The organism is Imperialibacter sp., from assembly GCF_040222815.1.
Classification (GTDB): domain Bacteria; phylum Bacteroidota; class Bacteroidia; order Cytophagales; family Cyclobacteriaceae; genus Imperialibacter.
The window spans coordinates 16,131-39,532 of the sequence record NZ_JAVKCH010000010.1 but is presented as its reverse complement, the minus strand read 5'-3'; the positions used below and the strand labels follow the sequence as shown (position 1 = coordinate 39,532).

General features: G+C 46.7%; 19 protein-coding genes. 13 read left to right on the top strand and 6 right to left on the bottom strand.

Annotated elements, in window-relative coordinates:
• Nucleotides 1–103: 103 nt before the first annotated feature.
• The 8 genes from RIF36_RS02715 (at nt 104) to RIF36_RS02680 (ending at nt 4,503) form a co-directional block, all read left to right on the top strand.
• Nucleotides 104–376, top strand: coding sequence for a hypothetical protein (locus tag RIF36_RS02715; RefSeq protein ID WP_350121190.1), 273 nt, complete (start codon nt 104–106; stop codon nt 374–376).
• Between the two features lie 73 nt (nt 377–449).
• Complete coding sequence (locus RIF36_RS02710; protein ID WP_350077028.1) at nt 450–1,067, top strand: hypothetical protein; 618 nt, start codon at nt 450–452, stop codon at nt 1,065–1,067.
• Complete coding sequence (locus RIF36_RS02705; RefSeq protein ID WP_350089391.1) at nt 1,064–1,354, top strand: winged helix-turn-helix domain-containing protein; 291 nt, start codon at nt 1,064–1,066, stop codon at nt 1,352–1,354. The genes RIF36_RS02710 and RIF36_RS02705 overlap by 4 nt, the downstream gene beginning before the upstream one ends.
• Before the next feature lie 52 nt (nt 1,355–1,406).
• On the top strand, nt 1,407–2,747 hold the full coding sequence (gene creD, locus RIF36_RS02700; protein ID WP_350121187.1) for a cell envelope integrity protein CreD: 1,341 nt from the start codon (nt 1,407–1,409) through the stop codon (nt 2,745–2,747).
• Between the two features lie 100 nt (nt 2,748–2,847).
• Nucleotides 2,848–3,231: a VanZ family protein gene (locus tag RIF36_RS02695; protein ID WP_350121184.1), complete on the top strand. Its 384-nt coding sequence runs from the start codon at nt 2,848–2,850 to the stop codon at nt 3,229–3,231.
• Between the two features lie 107 nt (nt 3,232–3,338).
• On the top strand, nt 3,339–3,590 hold the full coding sequence (locus RIF36_RS02690; RefSeq protein WP_350121181.1) for a hypothetical protein: 252 nt from the start codon (nt 3,339–3,341) through the stop codon (nt 3,588–3,590).
• A gap of 134 nt (nt 3,591–3,724) precedes the next feature.
• Nucleotides 3,725–4,195, top strand: a complete 471-nt coding sequence (locus RIF36_RS02685; protein WP_350121178.1) for a hypothetical protein — start codon at nt 3,725–3,727, stop codon at nt 4,193–4,195.
• 128 nt (nt 4,196–4,323) lie between these two features.
• Entirely contained in the window at nt 4,324–4,503 is a 180-nt protein-coding gene (locus tag RIF36_RS02680) for a type II toxin-antitoxin system HicB family antitoxin (RefSeq protein ID WP_350121175.1), read from the top strand.
• Between the two features lie 7 nt (nt 4,504–4,510).
• On the opposite strand, the gene RIF36_RS02675 is transcribed toward RIF36_RS02680, so the two are convergent.
• The 6 genes from RIF36_RS02675 to RIF36_RS02650 form a co-directional block, all read right to left on the bottom strand.
• Nucleotides 4,511–4,954, bottom strand: coding sequence for a hypothetical protein (locus tag RIF36_RS02675; RefSeq protein WP_350121173.1), 444 nt, complete (start codon nt 4,952–4,954; stop codon nt 4,511–4,513).
• A gap of 235 nt (nt 4,955–5,189) precedes the next feature.
• Nucleotides 5,190–6,254, bottom strand: a complete 1,065-nt coding sequence (gene leuB, locus RIF36_RS02670; protein ID WP_151998450.1) for a 3-isopropylmalate dehydrogenase — start codon at nt 6,252–6,254, stop codon at nt 5,190–5,192.
• A gap of 5 nt (nt 6,255–6,259) precedes the next feature.
• A complete protein-coding gene (locus RIF36_RS02665) occupies nt 6,260–7,774 on the bottom strand; it encodes a hydroxymethylglutaryl-CoA lyase-like TIM-barrel protein (protein ID WP_350121170.1) in 1,515 nt (504 codons plus the stop codon).
• A 9-nt stretch (nt 7,775–7,783) separates the two neighbouring features.
• The gene (leuD, locus tag RIF36_RS02660) at nt 7,784–8,377 is read right to left on the bottom strand and encodes a 3-isopropylmalate dehydratase small subunit (RefSeq protein WP_350121167.1); all 594 of its coding nucleotides are present in this window, start codon (nt 8,375–8,377) and stop codon (nt 7,784–7,786) included.
• A 23-nt stretch (nt 8,378–8,400) separates the two neighbouring features.
• Nucleotides 8,401–9,798 (bottom strand): 3-isopropylmalate dehydratase large subunit, encoded by a 1,398-nt coding sequence (gene leuC / locus RIF36_RS02655; RefSeq protein WP_350089375.1) that lies wholly within the window; start codon nt 9,796–9,798, stop codon nt 8,401–8,403.
• A gap of 267 nt (nt 9,799–10,065) precedes the next feature.
• Entirely contained in the window at nt 10,066–12,285 is a 2,220-nt protein-coding gene (locus RIF36_RS02650) for an ATP-binding protein (protein WP_350121164.1), read from the bottom strand.
• Between the two features lie 215 nt (nt 12,286–12,500).
• Here RIF36_RS02650 and RIF36_RS02645 point away from each other — a divergent pair, with 215 nt between their 5' ends.
• From RIF36_RS02645 to RIF36_RS02625, 5 genes are read left to right on the top strand one after another with little or no spacing between them, the layout of a single operon-like run.
• A complete protein-coding gene (locus RIF36_RS02645; RefSeq protein WP_151998445.1) occupies nt 12,501–12,842 on the top strand; it encodes a PadR family transcriptional regulator in 342 nt (113 codons plus the stop codon).
• Complete coding sequence (locus RIF36_RS02640; RefSeq protein ID WP_350121161.1) at nt 12,839–15,424, top strand: FtsX-like permease family protein; 2,586 nt, start codon at nt 12,839–12,841, stop codon at nt 15,422–15,424. The genes RIF36_RS02645 and RIF36_RS02640 overlap by 4 nt, the downstream gene beginning before the upstream one ends.
• 39 nt (nt 15,425–15,463) lie before the next feature.
• The gene (locus RIF36_RS02635; RefSeq protein ID WP_350121158.1) at nt 15,464–18,109 is read left to right on the top strand and encodes an ABC transporter permease; all 2,646 of its coding nucleotides are present in this window, start codon (nt 15,464–15,466) and stop codon (nt 18,107–18,109) included.
• Nucleotides 18,109–20,727 (top strand): ABC transporter permease, encoded by a 2,619-nt coding sequence (locus RIF36_RS02630; protein WP_350121155.1) that lies wholly within the window; start codon nt 18,109–18,111, stop codon nt 20,725–20,727. Before RIF36_RS02635 ends, RIF36_RS02630 begins: the two co-directional genes overlap by 1 nt.
• Nucleotides 20,728–20,767: 40 nt before the next feature.
• Nucleotides 20,768–23,377 carry an ABC transporter permease gene (locus RIF36_RS02625; protein WP_350121152.1) on the top strand — a complete coding sequence of 870 codons (2,610 nt, stop codon included), beginning with the start codon at nt 20,768–20,770 and terminating at the stop codon, nt 23,375–23,377.
• The last annotated feature ends 25 nt before the right edge of the window (nt 23,378–23,402 follow it).

Below are 23,402 nucleotides of genomic sequence, written 5' to 3'. Positions count from 1 at the left end.
GAGTGAAGTTGAAAGCACGCAAAGACGCCATGTCGCAAAGAGAAGAGAGACGTTTTGCTGTCTCACTCGCTTTGCGTCACAAAAATATATCTAACTTTCACCTATGCGCCTCCTCCCAACAGAGCATAAAGACATCATGAACTTGCTTAAAGAAGCGGGGCTTGACAACGAGATCCTGCTTACCAAAAAGACTGGATGGGTGCACCTGAAACACAAAGGTGAGGTTTTCAGCTTCCATCGAAAGAAAGTGACATCACTTGAAAGTGGGAAGTTTATCGACAGCCTTGAATACTATGTCGGCACGCCACGAAAACCAGAGAAAGTTGAAAACTGGCTTGAAGTTGCCGAACAACTAAAAGCCTGGCTGGAAAAATAATTTACCAGAACTGAAAAACACATTTGCAAAATATCCGTACTATCATTTACTTTGAAACACAAAGTACTTTTAAATGGAGAAACAAAAATACTTAGACGACCTGCATGAAATAAAGTCGATCATGGATCGCTCTTCCAGGTTTATCTCACTAAGCGGCATGTCGGGTATAGTGGCAGGCTGCCTGGGGCTCATCGGCGCTTATGTTGCCTACGAAATGGTGTATAGCGGTCAGAACTACCTGGGCTACCGGCAGGCACTGCTGAGCAACGAAAACATCTCTCAGTTGTTGATTATCGCTGTGGCCCTCCTGCTCTCCGCCGTAGGCGCCGGTTTGTTTTTCACACAACGCAAGGCTTCCAAAAACAATCAAAAACTATGGGACAGTCAGGCTAAGCGCTTGTTGATCAATCTATTTATTCCCCTGGCGGCAGGCGGCATTCTGTGCGTTATTTTGCTCTTCAAAGGTCTGATTGGATTGCTGGCACCCCTCACCTTGCTGTTCTACGGCCTTGCGCTCGTGAATGCCAGTAAATACACCCTCTCCGAAGTAAGAAGTCTGGGCTTGATCCAGATAATTCTCGGCTTGCTTGCTTGTCAGTTTATCGGCTACGGCTTGTTGTTTTGGGCGATTGGCTTCGGAGTGCTCCACATTGTCTATGGCATTGCCATGTACATAAAGTACGGGTCGTGAAAGAGCTGCTGAAAGACCTGAACAAGGCGTTCGAAAACAAGATCCGCCTGGGCATTATGTCTGCCCTGATGGTGAACGATGCCATGGATTTCAACTCATTCAAAAGCCTCCTCGACGTCACAGACGGCAATCTGGCCACCCACCTGAAGTCGCTGGAAACGAGCACCTATATCTCTGTACAAAAGGAGTTTATCGAACGAAAGCCCAATACTAAATACATGGCCACCGCAGAAGGAAAAGAAGCTTTTGTCAGACACATCAAGGCTATTGAGCAATTGCTAAAGTAAAAAAATTTATCTATTCACTTTGAAAAACAAAGTACTTTTAAATATACTCAACATGGAAAATGAAACCACTCCGCTAGAAAAAGTAAACAACTGGATTAAGAATTCAGTGATGTTAAAGCTCACCACCATTACCATTTTGGTGTTGTTGTTACTGATACCCACTTCCATGATCACCTCGATCATCAGCGAACGTGAATACCTCAACAATGAAGCTGTGTCAGAAGTCAGCGGCAAATGGGCCGATAGTCAACTGGTGAATGGCCCTATCCTCACCATACCGCTTGTGTACGAATACCTGAAGGACGACAAAACGGTAGAAACGGTGAAATACTGGCATATCCTGCCCAAGTCGCTCGATATCAATGGCACGGTTGACCCGGAGAAGCTCAGGCGGGGTATTTACGAAATTGTCGTTTACAGGTCGGCGCTAGCTGTTAATGGCAGCTTCGTGATTGATAAAATGCCAGATGAAAATAACCTGAAGACCATCAGGTGGGGGCAGGCATTTCTTACCATCGGTATTTCAGACCTGAGAGGTATTGAAGACGATGTGGTAGTCAAATGGAATAACCGTGACCTGAAAGTAGAGCCCGGCTCACGTATTTCGGACATCGCCTATTCTGGCTTTACCGTCGCAGTACCTGACCTTACTGAAGCTTTTGGGAAAGACCTGGCTTTTGGTTTTGACCTCAAGCTGCAGGGAAGTCGGAACCTGTCGTTCACTCCTCTTGGCAGCAACACCAATATCAAGCTGACGTCGGCGTGGCCCAGTCCCAGCTTCAATGGCAATTTCATCCCCGACGACCGGCAAGTGAGCGATGCCGGCTTTACTGCCAACTGGAAAGTGCTTCAGCTCAACCGCAACTTTCCTCAGTCGTGGATTGACACCGGGGAAGCAGAAAAACTTCAAAACGCCGCCTTTGGCGTGGATCTCATCTTGCCTCTGGATGACTACCAGAAATCGATGCGGTCAGCTAAATACGCCATCATGACGATTGTGCTTACATTCCTTATCTTCTTCCTGGTCGAGATATTGAATGGCAGAAAAATCCACCCTTTTCAATATACACTTGTGGGATTGGCTCTTTCCCTGTTTTATATCCTGCTTATCTCGATTTCAGAACACACCAATTTCAACGTTGCCTATGCCGTTGCCACCTGTGCAATAGTCGGCATGATTTCGTTGTATTCGATGAGCGTGTTCAAAATGCCGAAGCTTTCCATGCTGCTGGTGGCTACGTTGATTGGCATCTACGGCTTCTTGTTTGTCACACTTCAGCTAGCAGATTATGCCCTGCTGATGGGTAGCATTGGGCTAACTATCATTTTGGCGATTACAATGTACTTCACCAGGAATATCAACTGGTACAAACTGAATATTGCGACTGAGTAACATGCAATAAGATTTTAGACTTCGATTACCCCTACCCTAAAGGGAGCGAAGTCTAAAATCTTACCATTTAAATCCACAAGTATTTAATAAATCTATAGCAATGAGATACATTCCCTCTCTCCTTTTCTTTGGCTTTATCTGCTTCATCATTGTGATGGCAGATACCAATCATAAACTTGGTTTAATGAAGATTATTGAAGGCGTTCCCTTCGGCGACAAGGTGGGGCATTTTATGCTCTTTGGGTTTCTTGCAGGCCTGATCAATGTCGCACTGAAATTCAGACGATTAAAAATCCGATCACTCGATATCAATATGGCGGGGGTACTCGTCTTGTGCTTTGCGATAGCCGAAGAGTTTACCCAGCTGGCATTTGCCAACAGAACCTTTGAACTGGCTGATATGCTCAGCGACGTGTTGGGGGTGTGGAGCTTTGTGATAGTTTCGGAGTGGGTATGGAGGAAGGCCACTAAGACATCACGTTGAGAAACAAAGGCGCTGCAAAGTTGACTCCCCTTCGCACTGGCAGTTATAGCCGAATTTGGGAAGTCGTTTTATAAGGTTATTTTTATGTCGCACAAGAAAGCTAGCTTATGGCCCATTCGACTGATTTAAAGAGTAATATCCATTCTTTGGTTGATCAATCTGACAACCATGAACTACTCGAGATTGTGTATCATTTACTGGATTCAAAGGCCAATCAGAAGGCAGGTCAGCTCCTCGACAATTTGAGCACGGATGAGAAGAAAGAGCTTTACGAAGCCTACGATGATAGCTTAGATGAGTCAAAGCTGGTTACGCTCAAGGCATTCAACGACAAGCACAACAAGTGGCTAGACGAATAAGGCTAACGTCTAAGGCAGACAAGAAATTTTGAGGTATCCAACCGACGAAAAAAGCCGTATTAAGCTTCGAGTTGAGCTTGGCTTTTTTGGAAGAAATAGTCGAAGTCTTTATCAACACGTTTTAATTTCTGAGCATGGATATTAGGGTAATTTCATTCGCAGCATTAGTAATCATTATTGGCCAATTGTTTAGGTGGCTTTATCATGTCGGCTTTCAGATAAGCCACAGGAGCAATTCAAAAAGGGTAGTAATTACTGGCTCCATTGTTTCAATAGCAGCTCTTTTTGTGGTAGTAAGATACTTCTCCGAACTCTTTTTTAGACTCATGCAAGAGGATGATAGTATTGGCTTTGAAATTTTTCTATCCTCCATAATAGCCTATATCATTTACTATACGAAACCAAAAAATCTCATAGAAAAAGAGAGAGCTTTGAATGAAGCTTACGAAGAAAGGGAAGATGTTATCTCATCAAACAGTAATGAATTAGCTAAGACAGAGACACAAGCAAGTGTAGATGAAGAGAAAAGGCTCAATAGGATTTTAATGGAAAGAGAAGAAATAGTAAAGAACATCAAATCCAAATTACCTTCTAAGGACAATTGATGTGCACTAAAAAGGATCACAGACTAGGCACGTTGAGGTGCTTTTTTCAAATGATGTACTGCTAGCTCATTTCCAACTCAGAGGTTAAAACTGTCATCCATATCTCTAAAACCACAGGTCATCAACTCATGAAAATAAACTATCAGTTCACAGCACAAATAGAGAAAGACAAGGAAACCGGGCTTTACGTTGGTATCGTACCTAACCTGCCAGGAGCACACACACAAGCAGCTACATTGGACGAACTGCAGACCAACTTGAAAGAGGTAGTGGAACTTTGTTTGGAGGAATCCACAACCACGTTATAAATATTTATTATTTTATTATTTTCTCCTGGAGAGATACCACTTTCTGGAGAGATGAGATAATAGCATCCTTGTCTATAAGTTTTTCTTCTAAAAATTTAATTTTCAGAGAATCATCTAAATTGCTTTGCGCAGTTGTGCTCTGATTTTGTATACTAGATAGTGGCGCCTCGCCTGTAACAATATAATCAATGGAAACACCCCAATACACACTCATTCCTATAAGGTGTTCAATTGTAGGGTTGTTACCTCCGTTCTTTTTCCCCTTTTCGATCTTGTTCCAATTTTGTGCTGGCATGTTAAAAATTTCAGAAATGGCGTTTTGCTTAATAGAACGTAAGTTTTTGGTTGCTTTTGAGTCCCGACCATCTCTAAGATCCTTTATTCTGATGTGAATATTTTCAAACTCACTTAATCTCCTCTTTACTTCTTTGTCTTGCGATAGTTTAATCATGGCTATGTTTGTTGATGTCATGACACAAACGTACCACAAATATTTTAATAATAAAATAATTAATTTAATTCCTTTTTGTATTTTACTTATCACTTAAAATGTACTTATGTCAACTTACGCATTGATTTCTGAGCCGCCAACAAAAAAGCCCCGGTCTCTCCACCAGGGCTTTCTGTTCTCTACTCAGTCTTCGACAACCTTGCAGGTCGACGCTCAGAATGACGTTTCGTTTCCGTTAATTCTTCTTCACCCAATCAGCTACCCAGTCGCCTACTTCAGAGGTAGACTTGGAAGCTTCCTTGCTGATGTCTTCGGTAACGAAATTGGCATCAAGCGAAGCGTTTACAGCGTCTTTTATCTTCTTGGCTTCATCCAAGAGGTTGAAGGATTCCAGCAACATGGCGGCTGAAAGAATGGTCGCTACAGGGTTGGCAATGTTCTTACCAGCTGCCTGAGGGTATGAACCGTGGATAGGCTCAAACACGGACGTATGCAACCCAACAGATGCTGAAGGCAACAAGCCAAGGGAGCCTGTGATCACACTGGCTTCATCGGAAAGGATGTCGCCAAACATGTTTTCCGTCACCATCACGTCAAATTTCTTAGGCCACTGGATCAGCTGCATGGCAGCATTGTCAACAAACATATAGTCGACAGTGATCTCAGGATAATCTTTCTCCATGCGCTGCGACACTTCTCTCCACAAACGGGAGCTGGCCAATACATTGGCTTTGTCGACAACGGTCAGTCTCTTATTTCTTTTACCAGCATACTCAAACGCCAGTTTCAATATTCTCTCGATTTCATCAACTGAGTAGACACAGGTGTCAAAAGCGGTCTTCTGGTCTTCAGTTCTGCCTCTTGGCTGACCGAAGTAAATGCCACCTGTCAGCTCACGCACCACCACAAAGTCAGCACCTTCTACACGGTCGTTCTTCAACGGGCTTTTGTCAATCAAAGAAGGAAAGGTAGCTACAGGACGAATGTTAGCATACAAGCCAAGCTTCTTTCTCATGCCCAGCAAGCCCTGCTCAGGTCTTACTTTGGCCTTAGGATCGTTGTCATACTTAGGGTCGCCAATAGCGCCGAAAAGCACGGCATCTGCTGCCATACAAATCTCATGCGTGGCATCCGGATAAGGCTCGCCTACTTTGTCGATGGCAGCTGCACCCGTTAAGGCAAACTGGAAGTCAAAACTATGTCCGTATTTTTCACCTATGGCTTTCAATACTTTGATGGCCTGGTCTACGATCTCCGGGCCTATTCCGTCTCCGGGAAGGGTGGCTATTTTATACTGCATGCTCCTTATTTATGATTTTCAATAATGTTCAACATCTTTATGGTAGCCTTAATGGCCGCCACGGTCTGGTCAGGGTCAAGTCCCCTGGTTTTGAATTTCTTTCCGTTCTCCCACGTAATGGAAGTGATCACCAATGCATCAGTTTCTCCACCCGGGGGAATCTGCACCTCATAGTCGATCAGCTTGGGTAGCTTTCGCCCGAAGTCGTCGTAAATGGCAGTGAGCGAATTCATGAAAGCATCGTACTGACCATCGCCGGCGGCGGTCTTTTCATAGGTCTTCCCTCCTATCTGAATAGAAAGCGTGGCCATGGACTTGAGCCCCTGAGCGACCGACAATGAATAGTTCTTGATAATGACGTGCTGCTCGATCTTCTCGCTTCGAAGCACGTCGTTGATGATAAAGGGAAGGTCTTCCTTAGTGATGGTTTCCTTTTTATCCCCTAGCTCAATGATTCTTTCAGTAATCTTCTTGGTGTCTTCCTTGCTTAGCTCTATGCCCAGCTCTTCAAGGTTCTTCTTGATGTTGGCCTTGCCTGACATTTTGCCAAGCGCATAAGAATAACTCCTTCCGAAGCGATCCGGGCTCAGGCTGTTGTGGTACAAATTATCCTTGCTATCGCCATCGGCATGAATGCCGCTGGTTTGAGTGAACACAAACTCACCGATCAATGGCTTGTTGCCGGGAATCCGAACACCAGAGAATGACTCCACAATTTTGCAAACCTTATAAAGCTTGGTTTCATCTACCTGCATGTCGAGGTGAAGGTGGTCTTTCACAATGCCAATCACGCTGGACAGCGCCACGTTGCCCGCCCTTTCGCCCAGACCATTTAATGTAGTGTGCACGCCGTAAATGCCAGCCTCAAGTGCCGCATACACGTTGGCCGTACTCAGGTCGTAGTCGTTGTGGGCATGAAAGTCGAAGTGAGCCTGAGGAAATTTAGTGGTCATGGCCTTGCAGAAGTCGTATGACTCTTTGTGGTTGAGTATACCAAGCGTATCCGGCAGCATGATTCTTTTGATCGGCATCGTCTGCAAGCCTTCGATCATGGTGTCTACATAATCAGGCGAAGTACGCATTCCGTTGGACCAATCTTCGAGGTAAACATTGATAATCAGCCCTTGTCCGTGAGCATAGTCCACCGTTTCAGCAATATCCGTCAGGTGTTGCTCGACCGTCTTTTTGAGCTGGCCTTCGCAATGCTTGCGGGAGCCTTTGCAAAGCAGATTGAGCACTTTTCCTCCGGAGTTTTTGATCCAGTCGACGGAAATGTTTTTGTCGACAAAGCCAAGTACTTCCACCCGGTCGAGAAATCCGTTTTGGCTGGCCCAATTCAGTATTTTCGTCGCCCCCTTCAGTTCTCCTTCAGATACACGAGCCGACGCCACCTCAATCCGGTCGATGTTCAGCTCCTCCAGCAATAGCTGCGCTATCGTCAGCTTTTCACTGTCGGTAAAAGAGACACCAGAAGTCTGCTCCCCATCTCTGAGGGTCGTATCCATTATTTCAACCTTCATGGAATTGGCTTAAGCCCTTGAAGACTCGAATGCTTCAATATCATTTTTGATGTTCAGCAGGTAGTCGATATCATCGAAACCATTGATCATGCATTCTTTTTTGTAGGTGTTGATCTCGAAACTCTCTTTCTCGCCTGTAGCCAGGATGGTGAAAGTCTGATCCACCAGGTTGGTTTCAAATTCAGCTTTTGGATCTTTTTCAATCGCATCAAAAATCTTGCGCAGGAACCCTTCAGAAACTGTTACAGGAAGAAGGCCAGTGTTCAGGGCATTGCCTTTGAAAATATCGGCAAAAAAGCTTGATACAACTACCCTAAAGCCGGCATCGTAAATTGCCCAGGCAGCATGCTCACGGCTGGAGCCTGAGCCGAAGTTCTTGCCACCCACCAGGATTTTGCCACTGTACATCGGGTTGTTCAACGGAAATTCAGGAATTGGCTGATTGTCTTTATCGTATCGCCAGTCACGGAACAGGTTGTCACCAAATCCTTCCCGGGTGGTTGCCTTCAAAAACCTGGCAGGAATAATCTGATCTGTGTCAACGTTTTCAACGTCGACAGGTACCGCACGACTTACTAGGGTATGGAATTTATCTTTTGCCATGATAGTGTTCTGATTAGGGTGAATTACATTACTTCTCTGGGGTCGACTAAGTGACCGGTAACTGCTACTGCTGCTGCCGTTAGCGGGCTGGCCAGCAAGGTTCTTGAGCCCGGGCCTTGTCTTCCTTCGAAGTTTCTGTTGGAGGTAGATACAGCGTATTTTCCAGAAGGAATCTTGTCGTCATTCATTGCCAAACATGCCGAACAGCCAGGTTGACGCATTTTGAAGCCTGCAGCCTCCAGTGTTGCCACTATGCCTTCCTCAATGGCCATTTTTTCCACCATTTTAGAGCCTGGCACAATCCAGGCAGTGATGTTATCAGCCTTCTTTTTGCCTTTCACAAATTCAGCTACAGCACGAAGGTCTTCGATGCGGCCATTGGTACAGCTACCCACAAATACGTAATCGATAGGCTTGCCTTGCAATTCGTCGCCAGCATTGAAGCCCATGTATTTCATCGATTTCTCGAACGACAATCTCTCGCTGGCTGGCATCTCGTCCAGCTTCGGAATGTGCGACTTGATTTTGGCACCCATACCTGGATTGGTTCCGTAGGTGATCATCGGCTCGATGTCAGAAGCATCGTAAGTCAACTCTTTATCGAATTTGGCATCGGCATCAGTGCGTAGCTGCTTCCATTTAGCAACAGCCTTGTCCCAGTCAGCACCTTTTGGCGCAAACTCTCTGCCTTTTATGTATTCAAAAGTTTTTTCGTCAGGAGCGATCAATCCACCACGGGCACCCATTTCGATGCTCATGTTGCAGACGGTCATCCGGCCTTCCATAGAAAGGCTGGTGAAGGCTGAACCTGCATACTCCACAAAATAGCCCGTTCCGCCTGATGCGGAAATCTTGGAAATGATATAAAGAATAAGGTCTTTGGCAGTTACCGACTTGTGCAGGTCACCATTGACTGTGATTTTCATCTTCTTTGGCTTGGGCTGCATGATGCACTGGGTAGCCAGCACCATTTCCACTTCGCTGGTGCCTATACCAAAAGCAATGCTACCAAATGCACCATGAGTTGAGGTGTGACTATCGCCACAAACGATGGTCATGCCAGGCTGGGTGATGCCCATTTGTGGCCCCACCACGTGCACAATCCCCTGAAAAGGGTGGTTGATGCCGTATAGCGTAATGCCGTGCCTTTCGCAGTTCTCAGTCAGTTTGTCTACCTGAAACTTCGAGAGCTGGTCTTTGATGGTCAGATGCTGATCAATCGTTGGGATATTGTGATCTGGCGTAGCTACTGTTCTTTCCGGCCTAAACACTGGCACTCCCCTCTTTTCGATGCCTCCAAAGGCCTGAGGGCTCGTAACCTCGTGAATGAGGTGCTTGTCAATATACAAAACGCTCGGACCGTCCTTGATCTCCTTTACCACATGGGCATCCCAAATTTTATCAAACAGCGTGCTTCCCATTTTTTATTCTGTCTTTAAGTGTTGTCTTGCGATAATAATTCTGAAAAAGCGCAATTACTAATTCAAAAGAGGGTGCAAAATTAAGGAATAGAATTGGAAAATGCTTTTAAAGTAGTGAGACAATATGCTTTGGACCAGCAAAAAAATAGCACAGCCGGTAGATGGCACATAACGTCCCCTTCAATACCTCCAGGGTTGATCTGGTGATTTAGCCTAACTCAATGCTGGAATTTTATCGTTTTGACTTTCCTCCCGGAAGGCATTATCTCAGGAAGTGGGAATTGTAAAATGAAAGCTGCTTCCTTTTTTGAAGATGCTTTCCACCCAAATCCTGCCACCAATCACCTCCACAAAATGCTTGCACATCATCAGCCCAAGACCAACTCCTTTCTCGTTTTTGGTGCCAAGTGTTGTGAACTGAATGTCGTTGAAGATGCGCTCCATGTATTCGGGTGGTATGCCCTGCCCTGTGTCCTGAACAGTTATTTCGACAAAGCCATTTGCTTCTTTTGAGGAAGTGGTGATGGTGTCGCCTGCGTTGCAAAATTTAATAGCATTGCTTACCAGGTTACGAACCACCAACTCAACCATATACGGGTCAGCATATACCATAGTGGCGGGCTCCAGGTTATCAATGCATATAATTCCCTTCTCAAGCGCTGCTCTTTCGTACAGCTGCATTTTCGGCCCCAAATGTTCCTTGATATCAAACCTTTGAGGCACGGCCTTTATCCCTTCCATCTGGCTCCTTGCCCAGTAGAGCAAGTTGTCAGTGAGGTTGGTAAGACTACCAATATTGGTTACAACAGTCGGTAATAGCTTTTGGAACTCCTCTTTAGATATTGACTCGTTGCTAATTAACTCAACCAAGCCTCCCAGATTCACAATAGGGGCTCGCAAATCGTGAGAAACGATGGAAAACATAAGGTTCTTTATCTCATTCGACTTCCTGAGCGCCTCCGCCTGCAACGCCAATTCCTCCTTTTGTTGGGTTATCTCCAGATTTTTTCCGGTGAGCACTTTATTGATGCCCTTGATTTTCCTGTTGGTCACCACAAAATACCCACCAAAGGTCAACATGGCGACTAGCAATATAATCAACCCATATTGCTCAAGGCGGGCTCGCTGCAAATCCTGATCCCGAAGCAGGCTATCTCTCCTGAGCAACTCGTTTTCGTTTTCTTTCTTTTCCGCTTCAAACTGTTCCTTCATGAGTGTGATCTGCCGAAACTTTTCATCAGAAAACAATGAATCTTTGACCTCGGAATATCGCTGGTAGGTTTCGTACGCCTTTTGATAGTTATTTTGGAGTGAATACACCCTGGATATATTGAGGTAGTTGTCCTTTACTATTTCCTTGTATCCATACTTTTCTGCGATGGCATTACTTTCATTGGCATACTGAAGTGCATTCTTGTAGTCTCCCTTATCTGCCATGGTCGCCGAGATGCTTTCCTTAGCCAGCGCACGCCTGTAATCAGAATTGGTTTCCTCGGCCAATTGCAAAGCTTTGAAAAAGTAATCGAGGCTTTTATCGTAAGCTTTCATTTTGGCATATGTCTTTCCAAAACCATTTAAGTTCAGCCAGATTCCCCCGATATTGTCTTCGGCGTATTCTTCCAGCGACAACTGAAAATAATATAGCGCAGAATCGTACTGTGCCGCCGAACGCATGAAGCTGCCCATATTGTTGAGTGCATACCCGGTAGCCGACTGATCCTCTGCTTCCCTGGCGAGGGTCACGGCCCTTTTAAAATAAAAAAGAGCGTCCTCTTTTTGTCCCCACGACTCGTAAATGAGCCCTATGTTGGACATCGCCAGGCTTAGGAACTTGGTCATCCCCAACTGTTCGAAATAAGCAGTCGCATCTATATAGCTCTCAATGGCTTCACTATAATTACCCAAACCCCACAACACGGCTCCCTTGCTATTCAGTGCAATACCGAGAAGCCTGTTGGTTCGTAAGTCCGTTGAATCGATCAACCTTATTTTGTTTCCTAATTGGATGGTAGAATCGTAATAAAAAAGGCTTGTGACGAGCTTTCCCCACTGCCAATAAATGTAGCCAGTGCTGTTAAGTACACTAACAATTTCCCGTTGTTGGGCAAAATTGTCAGGATTAGTTTTCGAGAGTTTTCTATGTAGCTGTAGAGATTGGGCAAAAAAGGACAGTGCACCATCGTAGTCAGACCGGTAAAGCTCGTTATAAATTTGCCCACGGAATTGCAGGAGTTTTGCTTGTGCAAATTCATTGCCAGTTCTTTTGGCAAGATCCAGGCCTTCGAGCACTCTTTGCATCGCCTTCTCGGAGGGTGCAAGTTTATCGTAAAGCTCAATCAGGTCGATGTAAACTCTCAGTCGGGCTGTATCCGAATTTACCGACTTCAACTCAACTTCCAGGCTATCGATGCTGGCTATTTGTGCCTCCGTCTTCACAGAAAACAAGACACAAAGAATAAAAATCACTGACCAAACTAACTTTTCCATGCTCACTTAAAGGTTGCCACCATAAGGTAGTCAAATATATGCCGTATCATCAAGATATTCGATCAGCCCTTTCAAATATCCGTTCGACGCCCATTTATCTCGATGAAGATATTTCAGTCACCGCCTTTCGTGTCTGAAAAAGTATTTCCTACTAAAAAGTAGAACAAATAAAAACTCTCTTCGTATATTAGCTCTACAATCTAGTATCATATACCATGAAGGAAACAAAATTGGGCGAATTTGAAGAAGTTCTTTTACTACTTGTGGGCATTCTGGGAGAAGAAGCCTACTCTTTCAAAGTAGCAGAAGAGTTCGAAAGTCAGACGAAACGAGAAGTCTCCATCGGAGCCGTGCACTCCACTCTTAACCGGCTGGAGGAAAAGGGCTTTCTCGAATCAGAAATGGGCCAGGCCACTGCCGAGCGGGGCGGGCGCAGGAAGCGCATCTACACCATCACCGCCAGTGGTCAGAGGGCACTTGAAACTTCAAGAGACTTTAGGGTTTCGCTGTGGAGTCAGTTTCCGGCCTTTGCAACAGGTAAGCTAAACTTTGGTTGAAAAAGCGACCCCTCATACCGCCCCATTTAGCAGAACGGCTGCTCCAACGAGCGCTCAGAAGCGACCTCGCCGAGGAAGTGCTGGGCGACCTGGAGGAAAAGTTCTATGCTACAGTGGAACAGAAATCGGTATGGAGGGCGAAGCTGAATTACTGGTACCAGGTGGCGAATTACCTGCGGCCATTTGCTCTACGAAAGTCAAGACTCAAAAACTCAAATTATACGGCCATGTTCCAACACAATCTCACTCTCACTTTTAGAAACTTCCAGAAACACAAAAGTCAGTTTCTGATCAACCTTGCCGGGCTGTCTACAGGTCTCACTTGCGTTCTCTTTATCTATCTGTGGGTAACAGACGAAGTATCCACCGACCACTTTCACAAAAAAGGAGACCGGCTGTACCAGATCATGTCTAACCACACCGACGCCAGCGGGGTATCTACCTGGAAAGGTGTGCCAGGGCTGCTGCTGGAGGAAATTCAAGCAACAATACCCGAAGCAGAGAGTACTACTGCCTTTACCGACCCACATGAATACACCCTGTCTGTCGGCGACGTTTATTTCAAAGCGGACGGAAGGTTTGCAAGCCAGGACTTCTTTGATGTTTTCAGTTACCAGCTGGCTGAAGGAAATGGAAAAACAGCCCTGGCGGACAAATCTGGTATCCTCATCAGTCGCTCCCTGGCACAGCGGGTATTCAAAACAACCGACGCAATCGGTCGGCAAATCGTTTGGCATTCCTGGGGCAATGCAAAAACCGTTCAGGTTGCAGGCATATTAGAGGACATCCCTTCAAGCTCTTCTGAAAAATTCGACTTCATCATGTCATGGAATTATTTTCACGACGATCTGGTGAGCTATAAACAATGGAATAACTACTACGGTCGCATTGCCCTGGTGCTGGCGTCCGGGACGGAGCAGGATGAGGTGGCTGCCAAAATAGATGCGATCCTCAAAGAAAAGCTGGAAGGTGATCGTGTTTCCCTTTTTTTGGCCAAGTATGACGACAAATATCTCTACAGCGAGTACGAAAACGGCGTTCAGGCGGGCGGCCGGATAGAATACGTGCATCTTTTCTCGATGGTGGCACTCTTCGTTTTGCTTATCGCTTGCATTAATTTCATCAATCTGTCGACAGCCAAAGCTTCCCATCGCCTCAAAGAGATAGGCGTGAAAAAATCATTAGGTGCGTCCCGACAGTCGCTGATGGGTCAATACTTTACTGAGTCATTTTTCCTGATATTTCTTTCCATGATGGTGGCATTCAGTCTGGTGTGGTTGTTTCTGCCACAATTCAATTCTATCTCTCAGAAAGATTTGATGCTAAAACCAGATGGGCAGCTGATCGTAGCTGCTATCGGTCTGGTGGTGATGGTAGGTTTACTGGCGGGCAGCTACCCTGCTTTGTACCTTTCGGGTTTGAAGTCTGTCGAGGTGCTAAAAGGCAAGTTGTCCAGAAAGACTGGAGAGGTGTGGAGCCGAAAAGCTCTGGTAGTCGTGCAGTTCAGCCTATCGATTATTTTGATTGTAGCGGTGGTGGTGGTATACCAGCAAATGGAGTTCGTGAAAGACAAAAACCTGGGCTTCAACCGTGAAAACATTATCTACTTTGAAAGGGAGGGCAAGTTCATCGAAAACTCCGAAGCCTTCGTAAATGAGCTTAAAACCCTTCCTGGAGTGACCGGAGCAGCAGTTTCAGGCTTTATGCTTGGAGGTGCCAACTCAACCGGCGGAGTAGACTGGCCGGGTAAAACCCCGGAAGACCAGCTACAGTTTTGGGAGACCAATGTAGGCTTTGGTACAATAGAAATGCTGGGCATTGAAATGGTAGAGGGCCACGCTTTTTCAGAAAAGTTTGGAGCAGACTCCACAGGAGTCATCTTTAATGAAACCGCTATCGCCGCCATGGGTATCGAAAATCCTATTAGCCAAACCATTACTCACTATACGGGCGATAAAAAAATCATCGGCGTAGTAAAGGACTTTAACATGCTTTCTCTTCACAAAACTGTAGAGCCGATGATGTTTCTGCTGGAGCCTGCCAAGACACATTTTGTGATGGCCAGACTTAAAAGCGGAAACGAGGCGGAAACGATAAAGGGCATCCAAACCTTGTACGAATCATTTAATCCAGGGTACCAGTTTATTCCGCTGTTTCTTGATCAGGACTATCAGGCGCTGTATGCATCTGAAGAAAGAGTAGCCATACTGTCACGTTATTTTGCAGGCATAGCTATTCTTATTTCCTGTCTAGGCCTTTTTGGCCTCTCCTCTTTTATGACAGAAAAGCGCATCAAAGAGATCGGTATTCGCAAAGTGCTTGGTTCAAGTGTAATAAGGGTGATGTACTTGCTTACTGCCGACTTCACCAAAATGGTACTGGCAGCTACCGTTATCGCCCTGCCCGTAAGCTACATAATGGCCAGAAAATGGCTCGAGAACTTTGCCTACGGAATTGACCTGACCTGGTGGCATTTTGTCTTCGCCGGCCTTGCAGCCCTGCTCGTTGCCTGGCTCACTGTGGGCTTGCAGACATTCCGGGCAGCGAGAATTAACCCGGCGAAGTGCCTGAGGAGTGAATAAGTCTGGCAACAATGATTTCACTAAAAGTATCTAACAGCTATGCCACTGCCACCAAGCCTTGCGGTTAAATTACTTAAGAAGCTTCTCCGGCACGACCTCTCCGAGGAAGTGCTGGGCGACCTGGAGGAAAAGTTCTATGCTACAGTGGAACAGAAATCGGTATTGAGGGCGAAGCTGAATTACTGGTACCAGACGATTAATTACCTGAGGCCATTTGCAATACGAAAGTCAAGACTCAAAAACTCAAATAACAAGGCTATGCTACAACATTATATCAAAATTTCCTGGCGGTCGATCTCACGCCACAAGGTTTTTTCATCGATCAAAATCGGTGGCTTCGCAATAGGAATAGCTGCCTGCCTGCTCATTGCACTATTTATCAGGCACGAGCTCAGCTACGATTCGTTTTACAAAAACCAAGATTCGATTTATCGGCTGACGAATCAGTGGACAGAGGGCGGTGAGGTGGGCCGGTGGACAAACCTACAGGGGCCTTTGAAGACGGTAATAGAGGAAAACGTACCGGAAGTGAAACACGTAGCACGCACTGTGCAGTGGAGCTGGGGCAACGCCGGATCCAATCTGGTAAGAACCGCTGACTCACAGTTCAACATTGACGAAGAGGGGTTTATCTACGCCGACCCGGAGTTGCTCAGGATCCTTGAAGTAGACATGGTATTTGGCTCAAAGGAGCGTGCACTTGATGAGCCCAACTCCCTGGTCATCTCCCGAACCATGGCTGATAAGTATTTCCCCAACGAAAATCCGGTGGGCAAGCAGCTGGTACTCAACGATGACCCTGAAACTACCTATACCGTTGGCGGCGTAATGAAAGATGTTCCCGCCAATTCACATCTGCAGGCAAATTTCATCCTCACTCTTTTTGGAAGAAAGGCCGGTCCTGGCACAAGCGGCTGGTGCTGCACCAACTACGTATTTTACACCAGCCTGAATGCTGGATCCAGCAAACTGGCTGTCGAACAAAAACTTTTGGATGTAAGGAACACCTACGTGATGGATCAGCTAAAAACGGCCGGCAAAACAGGGCTGGAGGAGATGGAAAAACACCATGGTTACTATCTGCAACCAGTTGCCGATGTTTACCTGAATACAGCAGAGGTGAGCGACGACATTGCCCACGGCAATTACGACCTTGTATGGATTTTTGGCATCATAGCAGGTATCATTCTGCTACTGGCCTGCGTCAATTTTGTCAACCTCTCCACTGCCAGGTCTGTGCAGCGAGCCAAAGAGGTCGGGCTCAGAAAGGTAGTCGGTTCGGTTCGATCCAACCTGATTGCTCAGTACCTGTCGGAGTCGGTTGTATTCTGCACACTGGCGATTCTCGCTGCCCTCGTTGTCGCTACTCTGGCCCTACCCTTCTTTAACACCCTTGCGGGCAAGTCGCTGTCTATGCCGTGGCTTTCCTGGTGGTTTTTGCCTTCACTTGCAGCCGTGGCCCTGATTGTCGGTTTGCTTTCCGGACTTTACCCTGCCCTTTACCTCTCCAAATTCAGCCCGGTTGCTGTGCTAAGAGGCACCATGACCACCGGAGAGAAAGGATCATTTATGAGAAGCGGCATGGTGGTATTTCAGTTTGCAGTTACCGTGGTGCTTATTATTGGCGCTATCGTTACCCAGCAACAGTTTCGGCTGATCATGAACAAGTCGCTGGGCTATAACAAAGATCAGGTCATCAATATACAGGGGCTTAACACTCTTGACTCCGCAAAAAAAGCCTCTTTCAAGCAGGAGTTGATCAATCTTCCTGATGTGAAGTCTGCAACGCTAAGCGACTTCATGCCAGTGGCTGGAAGTGCAATACACAACCGAACCTACTGGCTGGCTGAAGAAAGGCTGATAGACGACGGTTTCGAGGCGGCCAGGTGGACAGTGGACGAAGACTATATCTCCACATTCGGAATGACCCTGGTTGAAGGTGAATTTTTCTCCGGCATTGCTTCTGATCAAAAGAATATCGTCGTCAATGAAAACATGGCAAAGCAGCTGGGTGTGGAAAACCCAGTGGGGGCTGAACTGATCGATATGTTTGACCAGAAATACAGGGTGATCGGGGTGGTCAAAGACTTCTATTTCGAATCGGTGCTAGGAACAGTTGACCCACTTGCAATGGTATACGGTGCAGGCAATGGCGTGCTTTCGGTAAGTGTGCAACCTTCCGAGATGAACCGGACGCTTCAGGCACTCAATACCGTTTGGGAAGGTTTCGTACCCAATCAATCGTTCAGGTATACTTTTCTGGATCAACGTTTCGAGGAAATGTACGACAGCCTCACCCGTGCCCGAACGCTCTTCATGATATTCGCCCTGCTGTCTATCGTTATTGCCTGCCTTGGTTTGTTTGCTCTGTCGGCTTTCATGGCTGAACGACGCAGCAAAGAGGTGAGCATTCGCAAAATTCTTGGTGCTAGCGTATCCGGCATTTTTACACTGCTGGCGCTTGACTTTATGAAGCTGGTAATAGCTGCTGTGCTGCTGGCCATTCCCATTGGGTGGCTTCTAATGGATGAGTTCCTGGGTGATGTCAAGAATCGGGTAGATTTATCATGGTACCTGTTTGCCGGAGCGGGTTTCACCGCTATAATCATTGCGCTGGCAACCATTAGCTTCGAAGCGCTAAGGGCCGCACTTGTGAATCCTGTTGAAAAATTACGGTCAGAATAATGCCACGTTCAGCAAAATCTTGCCCACCCCGTCTGGCTGAAAAGCTCCTCCTTCGAGTGGTAAGAGACGACCTCGCCGAGGAAGTGCTGGGCGACCTGGAGGAAAAGTTCTATGCGACGGCGGAAAGAAAGTCGGAGCTCCGGGCGAAGCTCAACTACTGGTACCAGGCAATAAATTACCTGCGGCCATTTGCAATCAAGGGACTAAAGTCAACAAACTCAAATAACATCGACATGTACATTAATTACATCAAAACCGCTGGACGCCACCTGCGGAAAAACAAACTGCATTCGTTTATCAATACCGCTGGCCTTTCAGGCGGCATAGCAGTGGCCATCCTCATTGGCCTGTGGATCTGGGACGAGTTGTCGTACAACAAATACCACAAAAACTACGACCATGTGGCCCAGGTAATACAAAACGTATCCAACAACGGAGAAATTCAGACCTGGAGAACAGCTCCCTATCCGCTAGCTGAAGAGCTCAGAAGCAGCTATGGAAGTGATTTTAAAGAAGTGATCCTCGCTTCCGGCCAATGGGAAATGATCATCGCAGCAGGTGACAAAAAGCTCACCAAGACTGGGCTGTTCGTTGAACCGAACCTACCCGAGGTGCTGACTCTAAAAATGATTGTCGGCAACCGGAACAGCTTGCAGGAGCCCGCTTCCATCCTGCTTTCACAATCACTGGCAAAAGCTTATTTTGGAGATAACGACCCGGTTGGACAGCAGCTTCAGCTCGACAACCGGATGAATGTGTTCGTCACTGGCGTGTACGAAGACCTGCCGGGCAACTCCACCTTCAAAAACGTTTCCTTCTTTGCGCCATGGCAGCTGTACTACGACGCCACCGAATGGATCAGAACGATGAATGATCCCTGGCGCCCCAACGCCTTTCAGGTGTTCGTGGAGTTGCCGGAAAATGCAAACCTAAATGCCATTTCGGCCAAGATAAAAGATGCGAAGCTCAAAAAGGTGAATTCCGAATTGGCCAAAAAACAACCAGCACTCTTTCTTGACCCCATGAGCAACTGGCACTTGTACTCTGACTTTGAAAACGGAGTGAACGTGGGCGGCAGGATCAAGTACGTATGGCTGTTTGGCATCATCGGAAGCTTCGTTCTGCTGATGGCCTGCATCAACTTCATGAACCTGAGCACCGCCAGGTCCGAAAAAAGGGCGAGAGAGATTGGCATTCGTAAAGCAATTGGCTCCCACCGAAGCCACCTGATAGCACAGTTCTTCACCGAGTCAGTTTTAGTCACCTGTCTGTCTTTTCTTCTTTCTGTCATCATCGTTCAATTGTCGTTGTCATTTTTCAACGAAGTGGCAGACAAGCAGATAGTAATCCTTTGGAACAACCCCGTTTTCTGGATGATTGGCATTGGCTTCACCTTGTTCACAGGCCTGATTGCAGGCAGCTATCCTGCGCTCTACCTCTCGTCGATACAATCGGTGAGGGCACTCAAAGGCACGTATAAGGCAGGTCGCATGGCAACTGTTCCACGCAAAGTACTGGTAGTCATTCAATTCTCTATCTCCTTTATTTTGATCGTGGGCACACTGGTCGTGTTTAAGCAGATCGAATTTGCGAGAAACAGGCCGCTGGGGTACGATTCAAACCGCCTGGTGGCCATACCCCTCCTGACCGACGATATTCATAAGCATTTTGATGCAGTCAAAACAGAGCTGACAAACAAGGGTGCCATTGTAGAAATGGCTGAATCGGAGAGCCCGATGACGAGCACCTGGTCAACCACCAGCGGCTTCGACTGGCCTGGTAAAGATCCCGCTCTTTCGGTCGATTTCCCTACGGTAGGTGTTTCCTTCGACTTTGGCCAAACCATTGGTTGGGAGGTAACACAGGGACGGGACTTCTCAAAAGATTTTGGATCGGACAGCTCGGCGGTGATTTTAAATGAGGCGGCTGTTGCATTTATGGGTCTGCCAAGTCCGGTGGGAGAAACTGTGAAATGGTTTGGCGATCCGCTAAAGGTGGTGGGAGTTGTCAAAGACGTCATTGCCAGCTCTCCATATGAACCCGTGGCACCTACTGTCTACTATGTTAACAATGACCCCGGCAACTATGTGATCGCCAAGCTCAATCCCACTGTGAGTGGCAGCGATGCCATGGCAACTATTGAAGCCGTCTTCACTACATTCAACCCATCTCAACCGTTCGAATATCAGTTTGTTGACGAGGCATATGCGAGGAAATTTGGCAACGAACAGCGAATTGGCAAGCTGGCCACCGCCTTCGCATCTTTGGCCATTTTTATTAGCTGCCTGGGCATTTTTGGGCTGGCCTCATTCGTGGCAGAGCAACGCACCAAGGAAATTGGTGTGAGAAAAGTGTTGGGTGCTTCATTGTTCGACCTTTGGAAACTGCTTTCCAGGGACTTTGTGGCTCTTGTGGTCATATCATCTCTTGTGTCTTTTCCAATGGCCTACTACCTGCTGACCGGCTGGCTGGATAACTATGAGTACCATACCACGCTCAACTGGTGGGTGTTCGTAGTCACGCTGGCGGGCACACTCATCATCACGCTGGCAACTGTCAGCTACCAAACCATCCGGGCGGCGATGGTGAACCCCGGTAGAAGCCTGAAAAGCGAGTAGATGAATGTTACACCATACATAATCAAAGCGTCCAAATAGCATGAACAAAACGAACACTCCTCCACGTCTTGCCGGAAAGTTGCTTTTAAAGCTTCTCAGGGACGACCTTGCCGAAGAAGTCCTCGGCGATCTGGAGGAGAAATTCTATCTGACGGCCGAAAGGAAGTCACTATCAAAAGCCCGACGCAATTACTGGTACCAAACACTTCACTACCTAAGACCTTTTGCAATAAGAAAGACGCAGTCAACAAACTCAAATATTACAACCATGTTCAAGCATAACTTACTACTTTCCTTCAGGAACTTTAAAAAGTACAAAAGCTCCTTCTTTATTAATCTCGTTGGTCTGTCAACCGGTCTGGCCTGCGCTCTGCTCATTTATATGTGGGTAAACGACGAGCTTCACGTCAACAAATTTCATGCAAACGACGACAAGCTCTATCAGGTAATGGAAAACACCGAGCTGGCCAACGGAATCATTACGCAAACCAGCACACCTGACTTCCTGGCCGAAAACATGATCAGGGAGTTTCCCGAGATCGAAATGGGCGCTGGCGTTACCCCCTCCGAGTGGTTTGGCAACTTCACGCTTGTGGAAGGCGATAATTATTTCAAAACCACCGGTCAGTACGCTGAGAAAGACTACTTCAAAATGTTCTCTTTCCCATTAATTGACGGCGATGCCTCCACAGCCATTGCCGACATCGGATCGATTGCCATTTCCGAAGACCTGGCCAAAAAAATCTTCAAAACCACTGAAAATGTGATTGGCAAAACCATGGAGGTTCAGCTCCTCAATTTCAAATATCCGGTAGCTGTTTCGGCTGTTTTCGAAAACCTCCCGGGCAACTCAACTGAAAGCTTCGACATGGTGCTTTCGTGGAAGATGTGGCAGGACATGAGCGATGCAATAGGAAGAAACGTGCACTGGGGAAATCATGGCCCCGACACCTATCTGGTACTCAAGCAGGACACTGACATTGATGCATTTAATCAGAAAATTGAGGGGTACATCAAATCAAAACTTGAGAACTCCAACGTATCACTGTTTGCCACCAGGTACTCCGACAGGTACTTGTATGGCTCCTACGAAAACGGCGTGCAAGCCGGTGGGAGAATAGAATATGTCAACCTTTTTTCGGTCATCGCCGTTTTCATCCTCCTGATAGCCTGCATCAACTTCATGAACCTGTCTACCGCCAAAGCCTCGAGGCGAGTGAAGGAAGTAGGTGTTAAAAAAGCGATTGGTGCCGATCGGAAATCTCTGGTTTTCCAGTACCTGAGCGAATCTACCCTGCTTGCCTTTTTCTCGCTTTTTGTAGCCATTTTACTCGTTTTACTTTTCCTTCCACAATTCAACAACATCACTGGAAAGCAGTTGTCGCTCGCATTTGATGCAAACCTTATTCTCATGGTGCTCGGTATCACAATTGCTACCGGACTTTTATCAGGTAGCTACCCTGCGCTTTACCTTTCAAAATTCAATGCGGCTTTTGTGCTAAAAGGCGGTAGAATAAGCACTTCGGTAGGTCAGCTCTGGGCAAGAAAGGGGCTTGTTGTCTTTCAGTTTGCCATGTCGGTAATTTTGATCGTTTCGGTGGTGGTAGTGTATCAGCAGGTGAATTATGTGCAGTCTAAAAACCTTGGGTATAGCAAGGACAATGTGATCCACTTCGACAAGGAGGGGCGAGTGATGGAGAATCAGGATGCCTTTCTTTCGGAAGCTAAAAACCTCCCTGGCGTAGTGAACGCATCGAGCATTCAAGCTATTGTGGTCGGCTCCCAAAATTCGACACAGGGCGTGGAGTGGGAGGGCAAAAACCCTGAGGACAATGTGCGGTTTGAGGTAGTGACGGTCAACTACGATCTTATTGAAACGTTGGGCATTGATATCCTGGAAGGCCGCTCTTTCTCGAAAGATTTCGGTGCCAATGAGGAAAACCTTATTTTCAACGAAGCTGCCATCAGAGCAATGGGGCTTGATGATGCAGTAGGGAAGCCTGTCAAGTTTTGGGGCAAGGACATGAAAATCGCAGGTATCGCTAAAGACTTTCACTTCCAGTCGTTACATCAAAAAGTAAACCCGCTCATCATCAGGTTCGACCCATCCCAAACGATGAAAGTGATGGTGAAAATTGAGGCCGGCAAAGAAAAGGAGACGCTCGCAAGGCTGGAAGACCTTTACGGGGAGTTCAACCCTGGCTATTCGTTCGAATATAGCTTTCTCGATCAGGACTACCAGGCACAGTACGTGGCCGAGCAAAGAGTCAGCAGCCTGTCGAAGTATTTTGCAGGGTTTGCGGTTCTTATCTCCTGCCTTGGCTTGTTTGGTCTTGCCTCCTTCACCGCAGAGCGTCGCCTTAAAGAGATTGGTGTTCGCAAGATTCTCGGCTCTTCAGTTTGGAGCATTGTATGGCTGCTTACATCGGACTTCACAAAAATGGTGGGCGCCGCCATCCTTATTGCCCTGCCCATCAGCTATTATCTTACAAGCACCTGGCTGCAGGACTTCGCATATTCTATCAATCTGACAGTTTGGTATTTTGCAGGAGCGGGAGCAGTTGCGCTTCTAATAGCATGGATCACAGTAGGCATGCAAACATTAAGAGCTGCCCGGGTGAACCCCGCCGATTGCCTGCGGTACGAGTAAGAAATAAAAAAAGAAGGTAACGCAA

Excerpts from the sequence above, each read along its gene's own strand:
- RIF36_RS02680 (WP_350121175.1), top strand. The coding sequence starts at position 4,324 with ATGAAAATAAACTATCAGTTCACAGCACAAATAGAGAAAGACAAGGAA.
- RIF36_RS02685 (WP_350121178.1), top strand. The coding sequence starts at position 3,725 with ATGGATATTAGGGTAATTTCATTCGCAGCATTAGTAATCATTATTGGC.
- RIF36_RS02715 (WP_350121190.1), top strand. The coding sequence starts at position 104 with ATGCGCCTCCTCCCAACAGAGCATAAAGACATCATGAACTTGCTTAAA.
- RIF36_RS02645 (WP_151998445.1), top strand. The coding sequence starts at position 12,501 with ATGAAGGAAACAAAATTGGGCGAATTTGAAGAAGTTCTTTTACTACTT.
- RIF36_RS02710 (WP_350077028.1), top strand. The coding sequence starts at position 450 with ATGGAGAAACAAAAATACTTAGACGACCTGCATGAAATAAAGTCGATC.
- RIF36_RS02675 (WP_350121173.1), bottom strand. The coding sequence starts at position 4,954 with ATGATTAAACTATCGCAAGACAAAGAAGTAAAGAGGAGATTAAGTGAG.
- creD (WP_350121187.1), top strand. The coding sequence starts at position 1,407 with ATGGAAAATGAAACCACTCCGCTAGAAAAAGTAAACAACTGGATTAAG.
- RIF36_RS02665 (WP_350121170.1), bottom strand. The coding sequence starts at position 7,774 with ATGAAGGTTGAAATAATGGATACGACCCTCAGAGATGGGGAGCAGACT.
- RIF36_RS02650 (WP_350121164.1), bottom strand. The coding sequence starts at position 12,285 with ATGGAAAAGTTAGTTTGGTCAGTGATTTTTATTCTTTGTGTCTTGTTT.
- RIF36_RS02635 (WP_350121158.1), top strand. The coding sequence starts at position 15,464 with ATGCCACTGCCACCAAGCCTTGCGGTTAAATTACTTAAGAAGCTTCTC.
- leuC (WP_350089375.1), bottom strand. The coding sequence starts at position 9,798 with ATGGGAAGCACGCTGTTTGATAAAATTTGGGATGCCCATGTGGTAAAG.
- leuD (WP_350121167.1), bottom strand. The coding sequence starts at position 8,377 with ATGGCAAAAGATAAATTCCATACCCTAGTAAGTCGTGCGGTACCTGTC.
- RIF36_RS02625 (WP_350121152.1), top strand. The coding sequence starts at position 20,768 with ATGAACAAAACGAACACTCCTCCACGTCTTGCCGGAAAGTTGCTTTTA.
- RIF36_RS02695 (WP_350121184.1), top strand. The coding sequence starts at position 2,848 with ATGAGATACATTCCCTCTCTCCTTTTCTTTGGCTTTATCTGCTTCATC.
- RIF36_RS02630 (WP_350121155.1), top strand. The coding sequence starts at position 18,109 with ATGCCACGTTCAGCAAAATCTTGCCCACCCCGTCTGGCTGAAAAGCTC.
- RIF36_RS02690 (WP_350121181.1), top strand. The coding sequence starts at position 3,339 with ATGGCCCATTCGACTGATTTAAAGAGTAATATCCATTCTTTGGTTGAT.
- leuB (WP_151998450.1), bottom strand. The coding sequence starts at position 6,254 with ATGCAGTATAAAATAGCCACCCTTCCCGGAGACGGAATAGGCCCGGAG.